At 41.2% G+C, this 22533-nt stretch carries 16 protein-coding genes, 1 tRNA gene and 1 pseudogene; 10 read left to right on the forward strand and 8 right to left on the reverse strand.

The window, feature by feature from the left end:
• The first annotated feature begins 50 nt into the window (after nt 1-50).
• From RM368_RS10210 to RM368_RS10225, 4 genes are all read left to right on the forward strand, one after another.
• On the forward strand, nt 51-1496 hold the full coding sequence (locus RM368_RS10210) for a PQQ-dependent sugar dehydrogenase (RefSeq protein WP_322693964.1): 1446 nt from the start codon (nt 51-53) through the stop codon (nt 1494-1496).
• Between the two features lie 191 nt (nt 1497-1687).
• Entirely contained in the window at nt 1688-2023 is a 336-nt protein-coding gene (locus RM368_RS10215; RefSeq protein WP_322693965.1) for an STAS domain-containing protein, read from the forward strand.
• Between the two features lie 363 nt (nt 2024-2386).
• Nucleotides 2387-2471: transfer RNA gene (locus tag RM368_RS10220), tRNA-Ser, on the forward strand.
• Between the two features lie 211 nt (nt 2472-2682).
• The gene (locus RM368_RS10225; protein WP_322693966.1) at nt 2683-3864 is read left to right on the forward strand and encodes a CapA family protein; all 1182 of its coding nucleotides are present in this window, start codon (nt 2683-2685) and stop codon (nt 3862-3864) included.
• A 97-nt stretch (nt 3865-3961) separates the two neighbouring features.
• Here the strand turns inward: RM368_RS10225 and RM368_RS10230 are convergent, their stop codons facing one another.
• A complete protein-coding gene (locus RM368_RS10230; RefSeq protein WP_322693967.1) occupies nt 3962-5593 on the reverse strand; it encodes a serine/threonine protein kinase in 1632 nt (543 codons plus the stop codon).
• A gap of 138 nt (nt 5594-5731) precedes the next feature.
• Between RM368_RS10230 and RM368_RS10235 the strand changes: the two genes are divergently transcribed.
• Both RM368_RS10235 and RM368_RS10240 read left to right on the forward strand, forming a co-directional pair.
• Nucleotides 5732-5890: a hypothetical protein gene (locus RM368_RS10235; protein ID WP_322693968.1), complete on the forward strand. Its 159-nt coding sequence runs from the start codon at nt 5732-5734 to the stop codon at nt 5888-5890.
• Between the two features lie 277 nt (nt 5891-6167).
• Nucleotides 6168-10508: a DUF4347 domain-containing protein gene (locus tag RM368_RS10240; RefSeq protein ID WP_322693969.1), complete on the forward strand. Its 4341-nt coding sequence runs from the start codon at nt 6168-6170 to the stop codon at nt 10506-10508.
• Between the two features lie 152 nt (nt 10509-10660).
• On the opposite strand, the gene rpiA is transcribed toward RM368_RS10240, so the two are convergent.
• Nucleotides 10661-11368 (reverse strand): ribose-5-phosphate isomerase RpiA, encoded by a 708-nt coding sequence (gene rpiA / locus RM368_RS10245; RefSeq protein ID WP_322693970.1) that lies wholly within the window; start codon nt 11366-11368, stop codon nt 10661-10663.
• 244 nt (nt 11369-11612) lie between these two features.
• Between rpiA and RM368_RS10250 the strand changes: the two genes are divergently transcribed.
• Nucleotides 11613-12290, forward strand: coding sequence for an S-layer homology domain-containing protein (locus tag RM368_RS10250; RefSeq protein WP_322693971.1), 678 nt, complete (start codon nt 11613-11615; stop codon nt 12288-12290).
• 30 nt (nt 12291-12320) lie between these two features.
• Here the strand turns inward: RM368_RS10250 and RM368_RS10255 are convergent, their stop codons facing one another.
• The 6 genes and pseudogenes from RM368_RS10255 to RM368_RS10280 form a co-directional block, all read right to left on the reverse strand.
• The gene (locus RM368_RS10255) at nt 12321-13601 is read right to left on the reverse strand and encodes a hypothetical protein (RefSeq protein ID WP_322693972.1); all 1281 of its coding nucleotides are present in this window, start codon (nt 13599-13601) and stop codon (nt 12321-12323) included.
• A gap of 253 nt (nt 13602-13854) precedes the next feature.
• Nucleotides 13855-14046 (reverse strand): annotated as a pseudogene (locus tag RM368_RS10260) (PAS domain-containing sensor histidine kinase); the annotation flags it as partial.
• Nucleotides 13986-14258, reverse strand: a complete 273-nt coding sequence (locus RM368_RS10265) for a hypothetical protein (RefSeq protein WP_322693974.1) — start codon at nt 14256-14258, stop codon at nt 13986-13988. The pseudogene RM368_RS10260 and the gene RM368_RS10265, both read right to left, overlap by 61 nt.
• A 584-nt stretch (nt 14259-14842) precedes the next feature.
• Nucleotides 14843-15379 carry a hypothetical protein gene (locus RM368_RS10270; protein WP_322693975.1) on the reverse strand — a complete coding sequence of 179 codons (537 nt, stop codon included), beginning with the start codon at nt 15377-15379 and terminating at the stop codon, nt 14843-14845.
• 7 nt (nt 15380-15386) lie between these two features.
• Nucleotides 15387-15929: a hypothetical protein gene (locus RM368_RS10275; RefSeq protein WP_322693976.1), complete on the reverse strand. Its 543-nt coding sequence runs from the start codon at nt 15927-15929 to the stop codon at nt 15387-15389.
• A complete protein-coding gene (locus RM368_RS10280; protein WP_322693977.1) occupies nt 15929-16732 on the reverse strand; it encodes a TIGR04255 family protein in 804 nt (267 codons plus the stop codon). The genes RM368_RS10275 and RM368_RS10280 overlap by 1 nt, the downstream gene beginning before the upstream one ends.
• 187 nt (nt 16733-16919) lie before the next feature.
• Here RM368_RS10280 and RM368_RS10285 point away from each other — a divergent pair, with 187 nt between their 5' ends.
• From RM368_RS10285 to RM368_RS10295, 3 genes are all read left to right on the forward strand, one after another.
• Nucleotides 16920-17147: a hypothetical protein gene (locus RM368_RS10285; RefSeq protein WP_322693978.1), complete on the forward strand. Its 228-nt coding sequence runs from the start codon at nt 16920-16922 to the stop codon at nt 17145-17147.
• Nucleotides 17148-17420: 273 nt separating this feature from the next.
• A complete protein-coding gene (locus RM368_RS10290; RefSeq protein WP_322693979.1) occupies nt 17421-20264 on the forward strand; it encodes a DUF3131 domain-containing protein in 2844 nt (947 codons plus the stop codon).
• Between the two features lie 250 nt (nt 20265-20514).
• A complete protein-coding gene (locus RM368_RS10295; protein WP_322693980.1) occupies nt 20515-22515 on the forward strand; it encodes a glycosyltransferase in 2001 nt (666 codons plus the stop codon).
• Nucleotides 22516-22533: the final 18 nt, after the last annotated feature.

Consider the following 22533-nt stretch of genomic DNA (forward strand, 5'->3'; position numbering starts at 1 on the left):
TAAAGAGGGATGTTGCAACAAAATTAACTAACCGTTTTATCAAAAAAATCATGAATAACATGAAATCATTTAAGCAACTTAAACGCAGATTATTCAATCAAATTGCTGTTAAAACGCTGTTATTTTCAATAACACTATTATTTACAATAGTTTTATTAAATCATAGTACTCTTGGAATAAATACTGTCCCTCAAAGCCTGCGTCCTGATATCAAGGTTCGCAATATTATTAATACATTATCAGTCTCTCCTTCTGTGCGGATTGTAAAAGATCCACGAAATAATACTCTTTATTACCTCAAACGAAATGGTGAAATTTATCAAGTCAATTTAGCCTCCTCTACTAAAACTCTTGTTTACAACTCTAGTAATCATAATTTAAGTGAAACTCAAGGTTTGGCCATTGGCCCTAACGGCACAATTTATTTAGTTGGCAATGCAGACCTTGTGAATAACCAAACTCAAGCAATTATTGTTAAAGGTGTAATTAATTCGAGTACAAAACAGCGTATCTGGTCTATCTTAGCTAAGAGTGAAGCCTATCCCAAAAGCAAAACAGCTTATGACCATCGGTTCAACGGCGTAGTTGTTAGCCTGGATGGTAATTTTATCTATGTAAATAGCGGTTCTCGTACCGATCATGGTGAGATTCAGTCTGTTGATGGCCTATATCCTAATACTCGCGAAGTCGGATTAACTGCCTGTATACTCCGTCTTCCTAGTAATGGTAATAATCTCTTTCTGGCAAACAATCGAGCAACTTTAAAGACAGCTGGCTATATTTTTGCAGAAGGAATACGTAATACTTTCGATATGGCTTTTGCGCCCAATGGGGATTTCTTTGGCACAGAAAATGGCCCAGATCGCGACATGTCTGAAGAATTAAATTGGCTGCGTTTAGGTGGTAATTACGGCTTTCCTTGGCGTATTGGTGGGACAGATAATCCACAACAATTTCCCAATTACAATCCTGCCACTGACCGATTGTTAAGCCCTCAATTTAATGCCATCCAAAAGGGCTACTATCGTAACGATCCCACCTTTCCTATTCGGCCTACTGGAAATTTGATTGAACCAATTCCTAATTTTGGGCCGGACGCTGATAATTACCGCGATCCTGTAGATGGAAAAATCAAAGATGCCAGTGTTCTTGGGCAAACTTTGAGTACTTTTACAACACACCGTTCTCCTTTAGGCTTAGTTTTTGATACGCAAGGAGTAATGAGTCCAGAATTCAATAGAGATGGATTTATGTTGAGTTGGACAGCAGGCGATCCCACTGGCGAAACACTAATAGGCCCTTTTAAAGATGCCAGCCAAGACCTACTGCATTTAAAGTTAACTAAAGTAGGAAATACCAACTATAAACTTAACGCTACACGCCTGGTCAAAGGTTTTAGTAATCCCATTGATGCTGAGATTATTAGCAATAAGATTTATGTTCTAGAATATGGCGGAAATCAAGGAATTTGGGAAGTTTCTATGCCTACCAAGTAAAGTAAATTCGGCATTCGCCCAACAGGTGACAGCATCGACAACGCCAAACGAAAATAGATTGCGATCATCTAACTTTTCTAAACTTATCTATCTTTTTTCCTTAAGTGTCTTATCTGTCTTAACTGTCCTTGTAACGATTTTTCAGCCGTGATAAGTTCTTGTAAAACCAACACTATTAACGAAGTATAACTATGTCAATAGAAACAAGAACTATGAAAGACGTGACTATTTTAGATGTAAAAGGCAAAGTGACAATTGGCGAAGGTGCTGTAACTCTTCGCGAATCTATCAGAAGCGCACTTGCAGATGGTGCTAAAAAGATTTTGCTCAATTTAAGCGGAGTGACTACAATAGATTCTTCTGGAATCGGTGAGTTGGTATCAGGTTATACTACAACAAATAACCAGGGTGGGAAACTTAAATTAACTAATCTTCCCCCAAAAGTGAATGATATTCTGATGATAACCCAACTCATAACGGTTTTTGAGACTTATGACAGTGAAGCAGAAGCAATTGAATCATTCTAATTAGTAGGATTTAGTAAGATTTTTGTTGTCTGTACGGATACGTAAAATATAAACTACTAAGTAGTTAAGTACAGTAGAGACTTAAGATTTTTGCTCTGCCCGTCCTGTAACCAATTCAATACTTAACTCATCCCACCTTTTCCCACCTTTTGATTAGTGGGATTTTTAGTTTCAGGATCTATGCATTAGTCAACATCTTTCTTAACAAAAGAGTTAAAGTTAGTTTGCCCTTGGCGTTCTTGGAGGATTGCGTTACGCAAAAAAAGCGATAATGCTATAGTAGTATAGGGAATCCAGCAAGATTTCCCTAAATTTACAGCATTTGAATGTAAAATAGATACTCAAATGTCTGAATAAATAGTTGGAGAGGTGTCCGAGCGGTTCATGGTGACGCACTCGAAATGCGTTTTGGGGAAACCCAACGGGGGTTCGAATCCCCCCCTCTCCGTTCAAAAGATTACTGAAAATTTACTACAATGTGGCTGAAATTTGCCTGTCTTTAACAAGGGTCTTGAACAACTTGTCTGTTTATTTGCAAGTTAGATAGCATTATCGTTCAATATTTACGCAGTCAAATATTTGCCAAAAACACTACAATATACACCGCTAATAACACATATTTTTGGGATAAACTAATGCCATCGTGTGAGGAGTAAACGGTGGTAGATCGCAGCTTGGGGCGAGTATTCTCATTTAGTCTGATCGGCATTTCTTTATATCTGGGTATTAGTATAGGAGTCATTATCCGGCTTGGTCAATCACAGCGATTAAACGCTGCTACTATGCCGACTAAGACAATGCAGTTTCCATTAGCTATTCCTGAACTTACCCCATCAAAAATACAACAACAAACCTTTCCAAATACTATTACTATCAAAGCCGTTGGAGATATTATTCCTGGCACTAATTTCCCTAACTATAGATTACCTCGTTTTCGAGATAAATTATTACCAAAGTCAGTGAGAACTCACTTGCAAGGATCTGATATCTTGTTTGGAAATTTTGAAAGTAGTCTAACTAATTATCCCTATACTGCCAAAGATATTAGTCGAGGACAAGTCTTTGCTTTTCGTTCTCCACCTGCATACGCCCAACTTTTTGCTGAAGCTGGTTTTAATGTGTTCAATATGGCAAATAACCATGCTATGGACTTTGGCCCGGTAGGGTTCAAAGATACAAAGAAAAATCTTCAAGCTGTGGGCATTGCAACATTAGGTCATAAAAATCAAATTCTTTATTTAAAAGCTAACAATATCCCTGTGGCAATGATCGGATTTTCTCCTTATGAAATATATAATTCCATCCATAATTTAAGGGCAGCTAAAGCACTCGTGGCAGAAGCCAAAAATAAAGCCAATATTGTAGTAGTATCGATGCACGCTGGAGCAGAAGGAACGGGGGCACTACACGTTAAGAATCAAACAGAGTTTTTTTATGGAGAAAACCGAGGTAATGCGATCGCCTTTGCTCGAAACATGATTGATGCAGGAGCAGACTTAGTTCTAGGACATGGCCCTCACGTTCCCAGAGCGATGGAAATTTATCAGGGAAAAATCATTGCCTATTCTTTAGGAAACTTTTTGGGATATCGGACTTTATCTACAAATGCCCAAACAGGTGACTCCATGATTTTAGAAGTCAAACTCAATTCAGTAGGAAATTTGGTATCAAGTAAAATTATTCCCGTTCGGATGGATCGGCAAGGAATTCCTCATATCGATCGGAGTTTTCAAACTGTAAAACTTATGCGTTATTTGAATAATCAAGCTTTTCCCAAGAATCCGGTGAAGATTAATCAGAAGGGGGAAGTTGTTGTACAGAATAGGCTTGATCCTTCCTAAAATAATTACTAATTCGTAATTCGTAATTCGTAATTAGTTAATAGGAGTCAGCGCTGTGCTGGACTCACCGCACTGCTTCACCAAAATCCAAAATTGACTAGTTATTGTCATCTTGTGGCTTTTCCTCGAACTTCTGAATATTCTGGGGTTGGCTATTAGTCGGTGAATTTTGCTTTTCTAGTGTTGGTACTACCACAGCAGAAGGATCTGATTGTTTGGATTCTGTTGGTGCTGGTGGTGATATCAGTAGAGGTTTTGATGGACTTACGGGTTGAGGGGAGGCAGGTTTTTGACTAGAAGCGGGTAAGTTATTTTGTGGAAATGGCAATGGTGCGGGGGAGGGGGAAGCTTTTCGAGATGAGCGGATTGCCCGTAGTTTTTCCACTAAAGAGGGTGTGGGGGAAACGCTAGGTGAAGGTGTGGATTGTTCGGAATCACCGCGTTGCGATTCTCTTGCAGGGCTGCCGGTAGATTCTTCTTGGGAAGAACGACGATTGCGGCGACGCTGTTTGGAATTAGAGACGGGTGCTTTTTCGCTTCTTGAAGTGGTGTTAGTCTCTTCACTTCTGGGTGAAGATGTACTATCAACATTAGGTGCTTTCGCACCTGATTCTTGAGTTGGCTTTTCAACAAGTGGCTTGGCAGTCGGCTGCTGCTGAGATTTGGGTAATAAACTCGCGATCCCAAAACCTGCTGTAGCAGCAACTAGGGCTACACCCATACCAATAAATACCTTAGACGATCCCAGCTTTTTAGCCAGTAGAGTTCCCTTAGCTATACCTGGGTTGGGTTGCGCCAGCACAGATGGTCTATGAATAGAATTTTGGGCTGTTTTCCCAATTAAAGTTGCTGCCTGCTGCGCAGATAAATTGACAGTTGGCACTGCGTAAGTGGGTAAAACTTGCGGTGTTCCATTCACCCCATTTCCAGGTAGCAATTGCAGCCACTCAGCAACTGTCGCTGGCCGAAAACGAGACTCTACCGCCATACCGCGCATTACCGCTTGGTTGACAGCAGCACTCAAATGTGGTTGTAATTCGCGGGGGGAAGGCATTTGTTCGCGATCGCGCAATAATGCTGGCATGGGAACTTGGGCTGTCAACAGTGCATACAAGGTTGCTGCTAAACCATAAACATCTGTAGCGGGTGTGCGCGCCGCTTGCGTCATATACTGCTCAATCGGAGAATAACCTTCAGAAACCAGACCTGTGTGAGTCTGTCTGACACCACCATTAAATTCCCTGGCAATGCCAAAATCAATTAGTATTACTTCCTGTGTTCCTTGACGAAGAATAATATTATCTGGTTTAACATCGCGGTGTAACAAACCGTTGTTGTGTACTACCTGCAACGCTGCCCCAATTTGCCGGATGTAATGAATTGCTGTGGCTTCTGGCAAAGTTATCCCTGGTAATACAAATGCGTCTCCCAAGGTTTCGCCAGGAATGTATTCCATCACCATGTAAGGCAGTCCCGCCTCCACAAAAAAGTCACTTACTCGGACTATATTTGGGTGAATACACGTAGCTAATCGTCTGGCTTCATCTTGGAATTGGCGCTCGAATTTGGCAAAATCAGGATGTTGTCGCAGCCGTTCATTGATGGTTTTCATCACCACCTCCTGACCCAAGTATTGATGCGTAGCTTTAAAGGTAATGCCAAAGCCACCCCGCCCTATTTCTTGAATTAGGGTATATTTTCCATCCTGCAAAATTGTGCCTGCTAACATAAAGAGTCCTGAGTCCTGAGTGAGCAGATAAGTACCGAGTCCTGAGTTTTGAGGGATTTCCCAAAAATTTTCCCATATTTTATCGGGCAGGGTTCTTGCCTGTCTATTTTACGGGATGTAGTTGTTGGAATTCCTGAAGTGAGAAAGACCTCCCCACGATCGCAACAGTTTTATCTTTCTCAGATGATAGCGCGGGAGTGCGGCAAGCTTAAAGCGGAAGACGGGCTAAAGCGATTTTTGGGATTTGATAAAAGTTCTTTTCAGATAAATATCTGGTACGATCTCAACAAAACTTGAGAAACCGCGTTTAGAGGGCAAAAAATCTAGGTTTTTAGGATAAACCAGCATAAAAACTGATTTTTGATATATCTACTAGATGCGAGTCGGGGAACCCAGTAAAATTACATACTTTTATTACTTTACAAAAGCGGCAACTTGCCAGATGATGGCAAAGAAAGGGAAAATAATTAGTAAAAATCTAGTTTTTTACTCTCAGTAGTTGTGTGAAAACCCTGTAATTACAAGGCTGAAGTCGGTTTGAGTTTTTCTCATTACCTTAGCTGGAAGTAACAAAATGGCAACGCTACATACCTCACACTTCTCAGAAAATTCCCCACTTTCCATTACCCATAGTTTGGTCTTCATCGATACGGCGGTTGAAGACTATAGTCATTTAGTCAGTGGCGTGCTTCCCAATAGCCAAGTGTTCGTGCTTGACTCGACACAGAACGGTGTTGAACAAATTACGAAAATTCTCACGAGTTGGGCAGACGCGCAGCGACTTATCGTTAAACATGGGTCGAATTTAGCTAACATTCATATTGTGTGCCACGGTGTCCCAGGTTGCTTACAATTGGGAAATACCCATTTAGGAATTGATACCCTCGACGAATACAGCCAGCAGCTCCAACAATGGCAGAAGATATTTTCCACCTCTGGCAAAGCCGATAACCCTATTAACTTACTCATCTATGGTTGCAATGTAGCTTTGGGTGATGCGGGGGAAGAATTTGTAGAAAAACTGCACCAACTCACAGGGGCAAATATTGCTGCTTCGCGTCAGCGAATTGGCAATGCAGCATTAGGCGGTAACTGGGAGTTAGAAGTTCGCACTGCTGATATGGAAGTAAATCTGGCGTTTGCAGAAACGACGCGAGAAGCTTACGCAGGAGTACTAGCAACGTTTACGGTGAATAGTACCCAAGACGTAGATGATGGCGATGCCAATAACGGCATTACCACCCTGCGGGAGGCAATTAAGTTAGCGAATGCTTCTACTGAGGATGATGCGATCGCTTTTGAAGGCGTGTTTACTGATGACACCCCAGATGTAATCAGCCTCACCTCTGGGCAACTGACCATTACCGATAATATCACCATCTTGGGAACTGGAGCATCTAAGCTTACTGTGAGTGGAAATAATGCTTCTGGAGTGTTCGAGATATTGGGACTAGGAACAGATGTTAGCATTGATGGTTTGACTGTTGCTAATGGTAATGATACGCTTGGTGGCGGTATTTTAGTTAATAGCTTTGGCATCTTCAACCTCACAAACAGTATTGTCTCTGGAAATGTTGGAGGCGGCATCAATAGCTCTGGCATCGTCACCGTAACAAATAGCAGTGTTTCTAGCAATACTGGAAGCGGCATTAATGTTAGCAATGCCATAAGTGGTTTTCTCGGCTCAACTGACATTATCGATGCCAGTTATGGCATTCTTAACTTAACTAACAGCAGTATCTCTGGAAATACGGGAGACGGCATCTCTAATGAAGGCAGTAGAGTCAGTCTAACGAATAGCAGTGTTTCTAGTAATACTAGATTCGGTATCTATAATAATGCCGCTTTAATCGGCTATGGAACCTATGACTCTGGTATCCTCAACCTGACCAATAGCAGTGTTTCTGGTAATACGGAAGGGGGTATATCTAACTTAGGCAGCTTTCTTAGGCTTACCAATAGTAGTGTCTCTGGAAATACAGGAAGCGGTATCTCTAACTTAGGCATCGATGATCCATATGGTGGGGCCTCAAGTTCAGCTATCTTGAATAACAGTACTGTATCTGGTAATACAGCGATTTCCGACGGTGGCGGTATTTATAACGATAATACCCTCACCTTACTCAACACCACAGTTACCAATAACACAGCTGACTCTAATGGCGACGGTGGCGGCGTTTTCAACAGTGCTGGGACTATCACTGTTGCGAACACCATCATTGCAGGCAACTTCGACAAATCCACCTCCGGCAACATTAACCCCGATGTAGCTGGCATTTTCACGGACTCTGGCAATAACCTGATTGGCAATAATACTGGTAGCACTAGTTTTACCACCAGCACCTTAGTTGGTACTAGCGCCACCCCCATTGACCCAAAACTTGGTTCCCTGCAAAATAACGGCGGTGTGACCTTTACTCATGCTTTACTTGCAGGTAGTCACGCCATTAACGCAGGTAATAATACCTTAGTTTCTGGTAGTCTTATTACTGACCAAAGAGGCGCTGGATTTGGTCGGATATCTGGGGGTGTAGTTGATATTGGTGCTTATGAAGTTCAGTCCAGTATCACGCCACCTGTTAATACTGACACAGTAGTGACTAATACCAACGATTCTGGAGCAGGTTCGTTGCGACAGGCTATTCTCAATGCCAATACTACTGTTGGGGCAGATACGATTACCTTTGCGGGTGTGTTCGCTGATACCATTCCAGATATCATTACTCTCACCTCTGGGAAATTGACGATCGCTGATGATGTTACCATCTTAGGGACTGGGGCATCTAGCCTGACTGTGAGCGGCAATAATTCATCAGGCGTATTTGAGATATCAGGAACAGGAACAGATGCTAGCATTGCTGGCTTGAAAATTACTAACGCTAGTAATGCCGTTGGTAGTATTTTGGTCAATCGTAATGCCACCCTCAGTTTGACCAATAGCACTATCTCTAATAATGCTGGGTTGGTAGGCGGTATCTTTAACAGAGGCAGCCTTAACCTGATTAACACCACTGTCGCTGATAATAGGGGATTGTCGTTCGGTGGTGGTATCTTTAACACAGGCAACCTTAGCCTAACGGGAAGCACTGTCTCTGGCAATGGAGCAAATAATTACGGTGGCGGTATATTTAACACAGGCAACCTTAGCTTAACGGGAAGCACAGTCTCTAACAATTACTTACACACTGTAGGTAATTATACTCGTACTGCACCTGGCAGTTATTTAATAGATAGCTACGGTGGTGGCATATTTAACACAGGCAACACCACCATAACTAACAGCACAGTCTCTAACAGTAGCGCAACCTACGGTGCCGGCATATTTAACCAAGGGATATTTAACTTTAACAACAGTACTGTCTCTAGCAATAGCTCCTACAAAGATGGTAACGGCATCTTTAACAAAGGCACTCTTACCCTCACCAACAGTACTATTACCAATAATAACATCCAATCATATGAGCCTTTTCCTGGTGATGGCTTGGTTTATGGTGGCGAGGGTAGAAGCGTTTTCAATGACTCTGATGGCACTGTTATTGTTGGCAACACTATCATTGCAGGCAACTTCGGCTTGCAGGGCGACGTTTTCGGTACTTTCAAAGACCTTGGCAATAACCTGATTGGCGATCGCACTGGTAGTACTGGCTTTACTACCAGCACACTCCTTGGTACTAGCGCCAACCCCATCGATCCCAAACTCAGTCCGCTGCAAAATAACGGTGGTGCAACCTTGACTCATGCCTTGATTGGAGATAGTCCTGCCATTAATGCAGGTAGTAATGCTCTAATTCCAACAGGTATCACCACCGACCAACGCGGCGCTGGATTTGACAGAATATCTGAGGGTACAGTTGATATTGGTGCCTTAGAGTTCAACGGGCTAAATGGAGCCAATGGCGTTGATAATCTAGTGGGCGACAACTACAATAACATCATTAACGCTAAAGCCGGGAACGATACCATCACAGGTAATCAAGGCAACGACATCCTAACTGGTGGCGGTGGCAAAGATAAATTTGTTTACAATTTAGGTGATGGTGTTGATATCATCACTGATTTCACTGGCGTAGGTAAAGGCTCTAATCCCTCGGCAGCGATCGCTACTGAATTGGATATCCTCAAATTCCAAGGTGCTGGATTGACTGTCCGAAATCTTCTACTCACCCAGAATGGTAGCAATCTAGAAATCACTTTTGAAGGGGTGGCTGATGATAAAGTTATCCTGCAAAACTTTCCGCTAGAAAAGCTAGACAACTTATCAACGCTGGGCAATATCCTGTTTGATGGGCAAAGCAGCATTCGTGACAGCTTTGATGTCTTCGATGCCAATTCCGCGCAAAGCACCATCTTCAACAAAAACACAGTCACCTTTCTCAATGACCTAAATAACAATGTCAATGGTTATGATAACTCAGCAGATGTCATTAATGGTCTAGGGGGTGATGACCGCATAGATGGCAAGAGTGGGAACGACCTACTCCGCGGTGGTACAGGTAACGATACCCTACTTGGTGAAGCTGGTAATGATACCCTGATTGGTGGTGCTGGTAAGGATAGCGTCATCGGTGGTGCTGGTGATGACATCTTCTTTGTTGAAAGAAAAAATCCTTTTGAAGATAACGATATCTTGACTGGTGGTAGCGGTCATGACCAGTTCGTGTACAAAACCTTGACTTATTATGGTGAAGCTATCACTGACTTTAATCAGAGCGAGGATAAATTAGTCCTCACTGACCTACTTAAGAGTCTAGGCTACAGTGGCAGTAATCCCATCTTAGATGGCTACCTAAAATTTGTGCAATCGGATACTTCTACGCTAGTTCAAGTCTCTAGTAATAATTCGCTTTACACCTTAGCAAATTTAAGTAATTTCACAGCTACAAATCTGGTAGTCGGTACTAATGTCATTGTCTAGCACTCAGTTCTAGCCTGTAGTAAAAAAGAGACGTAGCACTGCTATGTCTCTACAAAAGTTCTGGATAACGCATAATTAATTTCACCAGATGTCTATTGCTTAATTTTGGATTTTAGATGTCTCTAAAATCCAAAATCTAAAATCCAAAATTCTTACAGTTGCCGCACTAATGGCTGACCATCTTTCACTTCGCCAATTAACACTAAATCGACACAGTTAACGAAGATACCATTTTCCAGGACGCCGGGAATGTTATTCAAGGTCTTTTCTAGTCCGGCTGGATCTTTGATGGAATCAAATCTGACATCTAAGACAAAGTTCCCTTGGTCAGTGATTACTGGCCCAGCTTTTTTTACACCCATGCGGAGTTCTGGTTTACCACCGAGTTTTTTGATGGCATTGGTTACAGGAGTAATTGCCATTGGAATCACTTCCACGGGCACAGCAAAACTAGAACCTAAGCGGTCTACTAACTTGCCACTGTCTACCACGACGATGAACTGTTCTGCTAGGTAATCTACGACTTTTTCGCGAGTATGTGCTGCACCACCGCCTTTAATCAAATTCTTTTGCGGATCGACTTCATCTGCACCATCAATGGCAATATCGATGCGATCAATAGCATCCAAGGTGGCGAGAGGGACACCGTACTGCTTCGCCAGCACTTCTGACTGAAACGAGGTAGGTATACCAATGATATCTTTGAGTTCGCCCGACTTGAGGCGATCGCCTAAAAACTGAATCGTATATGCTGTAGTTGACCCCGTACCCAATCCGACAATGGAACCCGATTTGACTAGGGCGGCGGCGGCTTTGCCAACTTCTTGCTTCATTAACTTGACGGGATCTGTTGTTGTCATTCCCAAAACTCCTGAAAAACTGACTATAGTCCATAGTAGTGGGCGGATAACGCCAAAACATCAAAGGTAAAAAACAAGTTTTTGCTGATTTCCACTCTCCTGACGATCTAAACCAGCTGGCGTATTCCGTAGCTATGCAACATCGCCTAGCCGAAATTCGTCATTAATTAACTGAGATTAAGTTTTACGTTAACCTCAGTAACGTAGTTTTTTTAATTCACGTTTGCAGCTACAAGTGGTTATCATGATCCGTCAGCTTTCAATTACTCTCTCTTTAATGGCACTTCTACAAAGCTTGCCAGCAATTGCTCAAGTACCAGAATCTACTTCTGAAATACCAGCTGATTCCATTCAACAGGTAACTGCTGTCAAATGGATGACAAACTTTCCCGATGGCAAATTTTATCCCGAAAGGTTAGTGAGTCGGGCAGAATTAGCCTCGATTATGGTCAAAGCATTTCGCCTAGATAAAAGAGAAGCTGTCACCAAAGAAAATCTAACTATTCCAGATGTTCCTCGTTCTTATTGGGCATTTAATGATATACAGACAGTCCTAAAAACTGACATCATGAAAGGCTATCGAGGCAATGAATTCTTCCCTAACCAAAAAGTGACAAGGGCAGAAGCTCTGGCTATTTTCGCCCAGGCTTACGGTGTATTTCAATTTCCTGATGCTGCTGTAAATGAGATTCTGGCTTCACATCCAGATGAAAAGTCTATCCCAACTTGGGCTAGAAAAGCGATCGCGACAGTAGCGACTGAGGGATTTCTGAATACAGATGCTCAAGGCAATATTTCCCCATTAAAACCCGTAACCCGTGGGGATATGGCTTATGTATTGAGTAAATATTTGCAACGACAACAGCAACAACCCGAAACACCGGAAGTTCCGATAATTCCAAATAGCCCACAATCACCTTAGCTAGACTTTTTCTAACCGACGTACTTCAAATCAGTTTTGACCCGGATTTTTATACTTGTCTCGAAGTTGGCGAAGAAGATATACGGAATTAGACTGTGTTGGTTGCTGCAACACATTATTCCCATAATTAGTTTGTGGTATTTGGGTCGGTTGTTGCAAGCCATAATTCCCATAATTAGACTGTGGTACTTGAGTTGGTTGTTGCAACACATTATTCCCATAATTAGTTTGTGGTATTTGGGTCGGTTGCTGCAAGCCATAATTCCCATAACCTACAGGGTTTGTGGGTGGGACAACACTTTGACTCGGACTTTGGCTAGAGTAAGGTACAGTATTACTTGGTGCTACATTAGGGACTACTTGACCGTTATTTAAGTTAGTGTAGGTATTGTAGGGATTTTGCGGTAAGTTCGTACCCGTACTTAACCCATTATTAGGGACTACTTGACCGTTATTTAAATTAGTGTAGGTATTGTAGGGATTTTGTGGTAAGTTCGTACCCGTTGATGTGTTACCTGTCCCAGTAGTTAACCCAGTGTTTGGTAGAGAATTCTGACTGGTTAAGCTATTGCTGGGTGGTATTAAGGTTGTTCCTGGAGCGGAGACTTGCCCTACAGCATTTGTCTGAGTTGCAGTGTTACTACTGAAGCTAGACAATTTCTGGTTTGTCGATTGATTAAGCGCTGCTTGCAGAGGGTCGATAGAGAGAGAATTTTGATTCTTATTGGTTTGATTAGTCAATCCAACACCCAGGCTAGAAGATGTTTGGTCTGCCCCTGTTGGTTCGGACGCCGTATTAAAGGTTTTAAGACCTAGAAACGGGTTACTACTATCAACTGTTCCAGTACGCAATAAATTGTCTGTTTGTTGGACAAAGGGATTTTTCGCGGCTGGGAAGGTGTCGCCGTTAACACCTAAACCAGGATTTAATTTGGTATTATTAGCAGACTTTTGTTTGTTAATTACATCATCTAATAAGCCTTTGCTCTTTTTTGCCTCAGTCTGTTGTTCAGGCGCATTTGCCGTTGATGAGGTTCCTTGCTCAAAGTCATTAAATAAAGCTGGCAGGTTATCAATATCTGCTGCAATAGCTTTGTTTTCTTCTGACAGGGAAGAATCAGCAGACTTTTGTAAAACGACTGGTTTTTTTTGCTTATAAGCGAAAATATCTGGATTTGACCAGTATTCCCAGGTTGCTAACCCAACTACAGATAAAAAAATCGCAGTTCCCCAAAAACCAGGCCGCCCTAAATTCCATAATCTGGCTTTGAGATAGCGTAAGTAAGCGGGAGGATAATGACGATGTGGCATGGGATTTGATAAGTGAGATTTACTATAAATTGGTAAAATTCGACGGAAGAGGTATTGCTGTTTAATGGTTTTATTTGCCTGGGAAGGAAATATTTTAACTAAAATTCGATTGTGATTTCATCGTAACTTCTCAAGAAATTATTAGTTACAAGTAAGTCAAAAATTTACTAATCACTATTTTAAACTAAACGGTTTAGTCTAAAAATTAATTTTGAGTATCTTAGCTGCGATTATCATTATTTATAGAGGCAACTGGATAGATTTGCTGGTAGAGTTGCAAAATTTGTAATAAGATTTGTGTATACTCAGATGCATGGGTGAGATTAGCGTAAATAAAGTTAACTGGATTATTAATTTCGTGAGCAATCCCTGCAACTAATTGCCTTAGACTCGACATTTTTTCAGTTTGCACCAGTTAAGCCTGAGTATATTTGAGTTTCTCAAGGGTAACTTTTGGTCGTGATTAGCTTGAATTAGCTCAATATTTCGTTCTTCTACCCTAACTTCTAGTTCCTCATTCGTTTGCTTCAGTAATGCTTCTGCGTGTTTGCGTAAGCGAAGCTCTTCGTAGACATGGCTAATATTGATCGGTGAGCCAGAGAATTCTGTAAATTCTTGTAGTTCTGCGATCGCAGCTTGTAAATGCTGGTTTATCATTGTTACTTTTTAGACAGATAAATTCTCAATATTATCTCGTAGGTTTTTTCCGAAATCAAATATGATTCCTATAAAAGCATTGCTATATAACAGTTTTACTTTATAGACATACAGCGCTTTTGAGGTACATGAGGTACACCAATTTCAGGGATAGTTTTTAAACTTTGAATTTGAATCGGTTTCTGTACCTCATAAACATCGAATCTACTGTATCCCTCTTCTGTCACTCTCCGAAAACATTTGCCATTTGTGAATTCTAGAGCTTTTGTATAGCAAGCAATCGCGCGATTATTTTCTAATAACAAATTCTAATAACAAATACAAGACCTATTTTTTTCTAATAGTATAGGTTGTATTGACTGCCTCATGAGGCTTCTAGCGATCGCCCTCCCGGAAAGTGACAGAAAAGGGGTATAAACAAAGTTATTTACCTGTTAACTTCTGGCTTTGTAAGGTGATACCTTAAACGAGCCATTGAGGTTTGCTGTAAAACTAGTGCTGAATTTTCCCTCTAGCAGATGCCTTAAAGTCATCTAAGTCATGTAGATATACAGCAAGTAAACTGTTTAGAGCTATAAATAATTTTACTCTTCCTCTTCAAGCATAAAACAATCTTTAGATGCTAATTCTGCTAGCTTTGAGCGCAAATACTTGCGTAAAAGCTTTGACTGTCCTTTGGTTAACCCGCTAGGTAAAGATTGCTCGAATAAACCAATGATTCCAGAGTGTCCTTTTGCCCCTGGATGGCTATCTCTTACAGATTTTTCAAGAAACACCCATATAACATCTAATAATTCAGGGTAAGTATTTTCTTTATCAACAATCCCCACAACTTTACGAATTTCCTCAACTTTCAGGCGAAGAACCAATTTTTTGTCTGAATTAGGATTGTTCTGCCGCAAGAAATTATATGCTTGGTTTGGTGTTGTAAGAAATTCAACCCAAAAACTGAGATGAGGAGGCTTTGAATCCTTGTCTTGAGTTGAAGGTTCCAATTCTTTATCTAGTTGAATGGGTAAAACCTTTTTCTTTTCTAAAAAATCTTTTGGTAATCGAGCAAGGCGTATAACGTGGCAATGATCTGGCACTGATTTTAAATCTTGTACCAGATCCAGCTTCATAGACAGGTCACCAAGCAAACAGCGCAAGCTTGTCAATAATTGCGGTAGAGAACTCCTGTCCAACTTTTATATCTTCTCCCCAAATATCATCATTATTGCGATAAAAGAACTCTACTTCTCCAGTGTCAAAAATTTCACATTCAAGATAGTGTTCTCCTTTTGACCAAGCATACATGAAATTATCTTGGTATCCAGGACAAGCATCTGGTACTTCTAAGCACTGGTCTTTCGACAAAAAAACGCTTCTTAGGTTTTTCCATACCTGCTCGGCTTTTTCAAGAACTGATAGCGTAAACTCAGTTTCATTGCTAGTAACCATTTTAGAGCGCAGAGATTGGATATAATCTAGAAGTCTTTGATTTCTTTGCTGATTATCTTCTTCAAAAGATTTTAATAGTCTCTGGATTGGTTCATCCGTTTTAATTTTGTCTGATACTTGATGAATTTTACTGTTTAATAGTCTTCCTTCTTGCCCTTCAAGTGGAAGTGATGTGTTGCCAGTATTACGAACAAACGAGCTATTCTGTGACGCCAAAGTGAATGTAGCCATTATTTTAACAACTCCCTAGTTTTGTCAGTAATGCAAGCTTCAAATATTTCGTTTTTACGACTACGAAAAGTTTCTAGTAAACTCCAATGTTTATCATCGTTGCTAGCAAAATCAACATGAGAAAATAAATCTATATCTAATAATACAGAAAGGAAATTATCTTTAGAAGACGGTATAAGTGCTTCAATCAATACTAGTGTTGCTTCAATATCTTCTTGAGGAATTTCTAATTGCATAAAATAATCACTAAGCCCTTGAGAAAGTTTATGCGATATTTCTGGCGCTGTGAGTAAATATTCTTTGAGATTATTTAAAGGTAAAGGTAAATCTAGCCTATTGATGTAACGTACTGCTACTCTGGTAACCGTTGTTGAATTAGTGGTAACTTGGTATAAATCCCATAATCGTCGTGCCTCATCTCGAAATATTTCCCATTTTTCATAAGGTGCTAGTCTGCTGAATGAGAAGCCATCTAAACGTGCTTGAACAATTTGTTTATTGTCAGGAGATGAATAGCGATAACCGAAAACAGTCTGATTACCAGCTATGGATGTTTCGCCCTCTTTAATCTGGATTTGACTTTCAACGTTAACTAGCTCGCTGCGTTTTAAGTATTCCGCTTGTATACGATGCCCAAAATCATTAAGAGAGGACAACCCTCCCTCAAAAGACATTTCAACGCGTAAGTCAATAACAGCCTCAGTAATTGGTGCTTTTATGTAATGCTGTATTTTTTCCTCCATCTTTTTACCTGTTTTGCTGCGTAGCGCTAAAGCCCACAGTGTTGCTATAGCAATTCCCATGCCATAATATTACTCTTAATAGATGCTTAGATGTGATTTAAATCAACAATTTTATATTTACAGATTAACAGATTTTAATAGCAGAGCTAAAACGCAGCCCAGCAAAGGAGTATAAGTCAACCACTGCCGCTAAACCGCAATCCCCATACAAACGGCTTCATGTGATTATTCCGATTAAAGATATGTTGTGGGCATCGCACCTTTTTCACCCAACCTCACAAAATCGCGTTCCTCCCGGCTGCTGCGATCGCTCCAACTTCCATTTTCCCCTATTTTGATTTTCTACAGGACTAGGACTAACAATTCATCGATGGTGCTTACCGAAGAATGGATAGCTACTGCGATATCTACAATATTCACCTTGGGTAGCAGAGGTGGCATCTCTGCGGTAGAAATATTTGAAATAGTTAATTAAAAATAATTATCAACTGTAATTTTTTGTAATCTATATATAGAAATAAATTTTCTCTATAAAATCTCTTTTTGGGCAAAATACAAACTTCTTCCGTATATAGTCCCAATTTAAGGAAACAGTATAGAAAATTTCCGTATAATTCACCCTGATTTCCAGATTTGTTCCGAATATCATTTACTAGCGCTACTTGACTCATTCAATACATCTCTATTTATGAATATAGCTGTACAGATGTGCTATGACGTTGCTAAGTCCTAACTCTTTCTTTGCATTATGCTATACAAACTCCCTCAACAAAAGCTGTTGAGATGGATTGCATTGTTCCTAATTGGAACATTTCTGCAATTTTTGTTTTACATCCCAACACCAGTCTTATCTCAAAATTCCAATAGCTGTAGCAATATTACAACCCCGCTCACATCTGAAGAACAAACTTATGCTCGTGGAGCTTGGCAGTATTTTGTCAAAAATTATCAGCCAGCAACAGGATTTACCAATTCTACTGGCGGTTATCCTTCAGGTACACTCTGGGATATGGGTAACTACCTGATGGCATTGAATGCTGCACGATGGTTGAATCTTACCGATCAAGCAGACTTTGATTCCCGCCTCAATAAGTTTTTGACAACTCTTAGCAGTCTGAAGTTATTTGAAGATGCTTTGCCCAATAAAGTCTATAACGCAGCCACCGCACAGATGGTTGATTATGGTAACAATCCACTAGAGCGTGGTCTTGGCTGGTCTGCTTTGGATGTTGGGCGAATATTGGCTGCGTTTGATGTCATCCGTACCTGCCATCCTCAATATAATGACTGGCTCAAAGGAATTATAGCGAAATGGCAGGTGGCGCGATCGCTCAAAGACGGACAACTTTATGGCGCGACTGTTCTCCCTGACAACAAAACCTTACTAGTGCAAGAGGGACGACTCGGCTACGAAGAATACGGCGCTAGGGGTTATCAACTTTGGGGTTTCTCAGCACCCAAAGCTATTGCTTTAGAACCATTTAAGTTAGTCGAAATTAATGGTGTGCAAATCCCTGTTGATAGCCGTGACTTTCAAAGCACCAACGCTAATAATTACGTTGTGAGTGAGTCTTATATCCTTGATGGGATTGAATTTGGCTTGCAAGGTGAATTAGCTGATTTTGCTGCCAGGGTTTTAGATGTGCAAAAACGGCGGTTTGATACCACAGGTCAGTTAACTGCGGTAACAGAAGATAATATCGACCAAGCACCTTATTTTCTCTACAACACCGTTTACGCCAACGGTACAAACTGGGCAACTATTACCGATACCAATCAACCTTACCCACAGTTTCGCAGCCTCAGTACAAAAGCTGCTTTTGGCTGGCGCTATCTATTTCCAGATAATGCTTATGCCCAAAAAGTTTTTGATGCAGTCAAGGATCTTCGCAGTCCTGATGATAGCGGTTACTATGCTGGCATCTATGAAGAATCAAAACAACCCAATAAAGCTTTAACAGGTAATACGAATGGGTTAATTTTGGAGATTTTATACTACAAGGCTAAGGGAAATCACCCTTTAATTGCTTCGGCTTCTGCGAATGTGTCTACTAGCAAGCCTAGTGAAAATGCTTCTTCTGCAACATCCTCAAATCAACCGAATTCTACTAGCAAACCCAGTGAAAATGCCTCTGGTGCAACTCCTGCAAATCAACCAAATTCTACTGTTACGACTCCGATCGCAACTTCTAAACCTACAGAAGTTGCTGTTGCACCTATTCCACCAGTGGATAGTCCCCAGTCATCATCTAAGCTGAAACTAGAGCGATCGCTAACGCTTGTTGAACGGCGCTATGCAGAGGCGGCTTGGCGATACTTCCAAGCAAATTATCATGCTAAGAGTGGGCTAATAGACGATCGCAGTGATTTCAAAGGTGCAACCCTCTGGGGATTGGGAGATTATCTGGCAGCACTCCATGCAGCGCGATCGCTCGATACAATTACCCCTAAAGAATTTGACCAGCGCACCCGCCATCTTTTAGGAGCTTTGACAAAGTTACCGTTATTTGCTGGGGAATTGCCAAGTCGGAGTTATGATACGCGATCGCTCCAACCAATCGATTATGGTGGCAATCCAGTTCCTGAAGGCAACGGTTGGTCAGCTTTAGATTTGGGTAGAATGCTGGCAGCGCTTTACAACTTAAAAAGCTGTCATCCAGAATACACGGCTGCTGTAGATAAAATTGTGCTGGATTGGTCATACTTGCGTGTGGTGCGTGAAGGTATTCTCTCCAGTGCCACCGTTACCAAAGAGGAAGATGGACGATATCTCACCCGCGTTAACCCAGAAATCCGCTTGGGTTATGAGGAATATGCCGCTCGTGCTTTTCAATTATGGGGGTTCAATCTCGATCGTTCTGCTGTTGGGGGTGAATATCAAACTGCCTCAGTGGAGGGATTAAAAGTCCCAATTCAACGCCATCGCACAGATACTAACTCCAAAGTTAACCAATATACAGTTAGCAATCCTTTTGTACTCTATGGATTGGAGTTTGGATTAGATCCAAAAATGCGATCGCTCTTTGAACCAATTTTTCAAGCACAAGCTGAACGTTACCGTCGCACCGGCACGCTCACAGCCTCAGCCACAACCTTGATCGATCGTAAACCTTACACTGTCCACAGTACAATTACTGGACAAGGGGAGTCTTGGGTAGCTTTAGGAGATGATGGTCAACCAGTACCAAAGGGGCGATTGGTAAGTACAGCAGTGGCTTTTGCCTATAATGCCCTGCTTCCAGACAATAAGTATAGTCAACAGTTACAAGAAGGAACGACTGACTTGTACAATCCATTAATTGGATTTTATGAGGGCTTCTACGAAACCACCGGCAAAACAGCAGTTGGTTTCACCAGCAGCACCAACAGTATGATTTTGCAATCCCTACTATACAATGTGACAAATCGACAACCCTTAATTCGTCCGATTACTACTATGAACTCCCTTTGGTGGCAGACAGTTGCTAAGGGAAATTCTGGGCGAGGTCTACCAAACAGCGCCACACAACAAACCAAGTTAACTTCTGATAGTTCTGGAAGTTACTGGGTTTCAGATAGTGAAAAGACTCATTTTGTAACTGGCACAAAATAACACAACCAAAACCCTGATTTTCTGGTAAAGGCAATTCATAAAATTGCCCCTACAGTCTGTAGTTTTGTATAAGTCCTAGTAATCCAAAATCCTTATAGAGATGTAGCAATGCTACGTCTCTACATCTAGATTTGTAGCTCAATGCAGCAACGCCAATTTTGGATCGATCGAGAAAATTTGTTAGTCGCAAATTTAACTAGGGAATACTTATTTTGATGAGGATGCAGATACATTAACTATTGGTACTAAGATGACTTCAGTTTCTCTAACAAACTTTCCTGGTAACAGCCGCTCATTACTCAAAAAAAGAACGCTGTTATTTCGTTATTTAGCAGAAATCAATTTAATTTTTGGTATCTGGTATTTGCAATGGCGCGTCACCCATTCGATCAATTTTGATGCCCTCTGGATTTCTATTCCTTTACTGATAGCCGAGATTTACAGTTATTTCGGTGGCGTCATGTTTGTAATTGGGTTGTGGCGACCTTTAGTCAGACAAATTAAGTCTCTCGACCAGATGACCCCACCTATACCCAGAGCCGACTGGCCAACAGTGGATGTATTTGTAACCTGTTACAATGAGCCGTCGGAAATTGTCGAAGAAACTGCCAAAGCTGCCTTAGCAATGGATTATCCGCCCATCAAGTTACGCGTTTATGTGCTGGATGATGGGAATTCGGCTGAGATGCGAGCGATGACAGAAAGATTGTGTATTCAAGATTTGCAGTCCCCACAATTACAGCTAGAAGCGGAACGGATTGATGCAGAACATGCTGGATTGTTGGAGCGTTTGAAGCAACTGGAAAATCTGACACCTAATACTCAAGCGGCCGAACAATGGCTGCAAACATCATCAGAATCAGTGGTGAATCAGCCTGCGGTTGGATTTTTGCAAAGTTTGCGATCGCTGATTCTTTGGCTACCTCCGACTCATCCCAGTATTAGCGATTATCCGACAAAGACGCTACGCGATCGCCTAATTATAGAACGGAAAGCTTTAGAAGAAGCTATTTACAAAAAAGAACTAGAACTAGTTGATCTGGCTCGTTTTCGTTACATTGCTCGTCCGAAGACGCCTGGTGTTGCACATCATGCCAAAGCAGGCAACATCAATTATGCAATTTTTTCTGGAGAAACGTCAGGAAATTTTATTGTTACTCTAGATGCTGACCATATTCCCAAGCGAAATTTTCTCAAGCGAGTTCTGCCTTATTTTTACACCTATAATCTTTTAATCGGAAAATACGAACAGAATCAAATTGCTTTTGTACAGACCCGCCAGGATTTTTACAATATTCCTCCAGGCGATCCTTTTGGACATCGAGCAAATTTATTTTATGGGCCACTTCAACAAGGCAAAGATGGCATGAATGCTGCGTTTTATACAGGCACAAATGCGATTCTCAGACGTGAAGCATTAGTTAGTGTAGGACTGCAAAACTTTGCTGATGAATTTGCCAAAGATGAAAAACGTTTAGATGAATTTGATTTAGTTGGTGGGGTATCCAGTAATAGCATTACTGAAGATATGAATACAGCCATGCGTCTGCATAGTGCTGGCTGGAAATCTATTTACCACAATGAACTTTTGGCAGAAGGTTTAGCACCAGACGATCTCAGTTCTACTCTAAAACAGCGGTTACGCTGGGCACAAGGAACTATCCAAGTGCTAGTGAGGGAAAATCCACTGACAAAATCAGGGCTGACGTTTTGGCAAAGGTTGCAATATTTCAAGACGATGTATAGTTATTTTTCTGGTTTTGCAACTCTGGTTTTTATTTCTTGTCCAATTATCTATTTTTTTACAGACATTGTTCCAGTTAGAAGCTACGGGTCTGACTTTGCCATACACTTTTTCCCAGCTTTTATTATTAACCGTCTGACTTTCCTTACAGCTACTTGGGGTATTCCAGCTAGAGAAGTATGGCGTTCGGAACAATATGCGATCGCTTTATTTCCCTTATTAATCCAAGCTGTATGGAGTGTGTTCACAGGACAAAAACTCAATTTCCAAGTCACACCTAAGCAGCGGCAATCCGGGATTTATCTCCGGCTTGTTTGGCCGCAGTTGGTTGTTTTTATCCTTACCATCTTGGGGATGTTATGGAGCCTTTACCGATTCGCTATTGGCCATTTAAATAATCCTGATGTTCACCTGCTCAATGGTGCATGGGCTATTTATAATTTATTTCTTTTGTGGGCGATCATCCGTGCATCTGTTTGGCAGCCTCCAAAAGAGGTTAAAAGGTAAGTAATACCATTTTGGATT

Source organism: Nostoc sp. DedSLP03 (assembly GCF_034530815.1).
Classification (GTDB): domain Bacteria; phylum Cyanobacteriota; class Cyanobacteriia; order Cyanobacteriales; family Nostocaceae; genus Nostoc.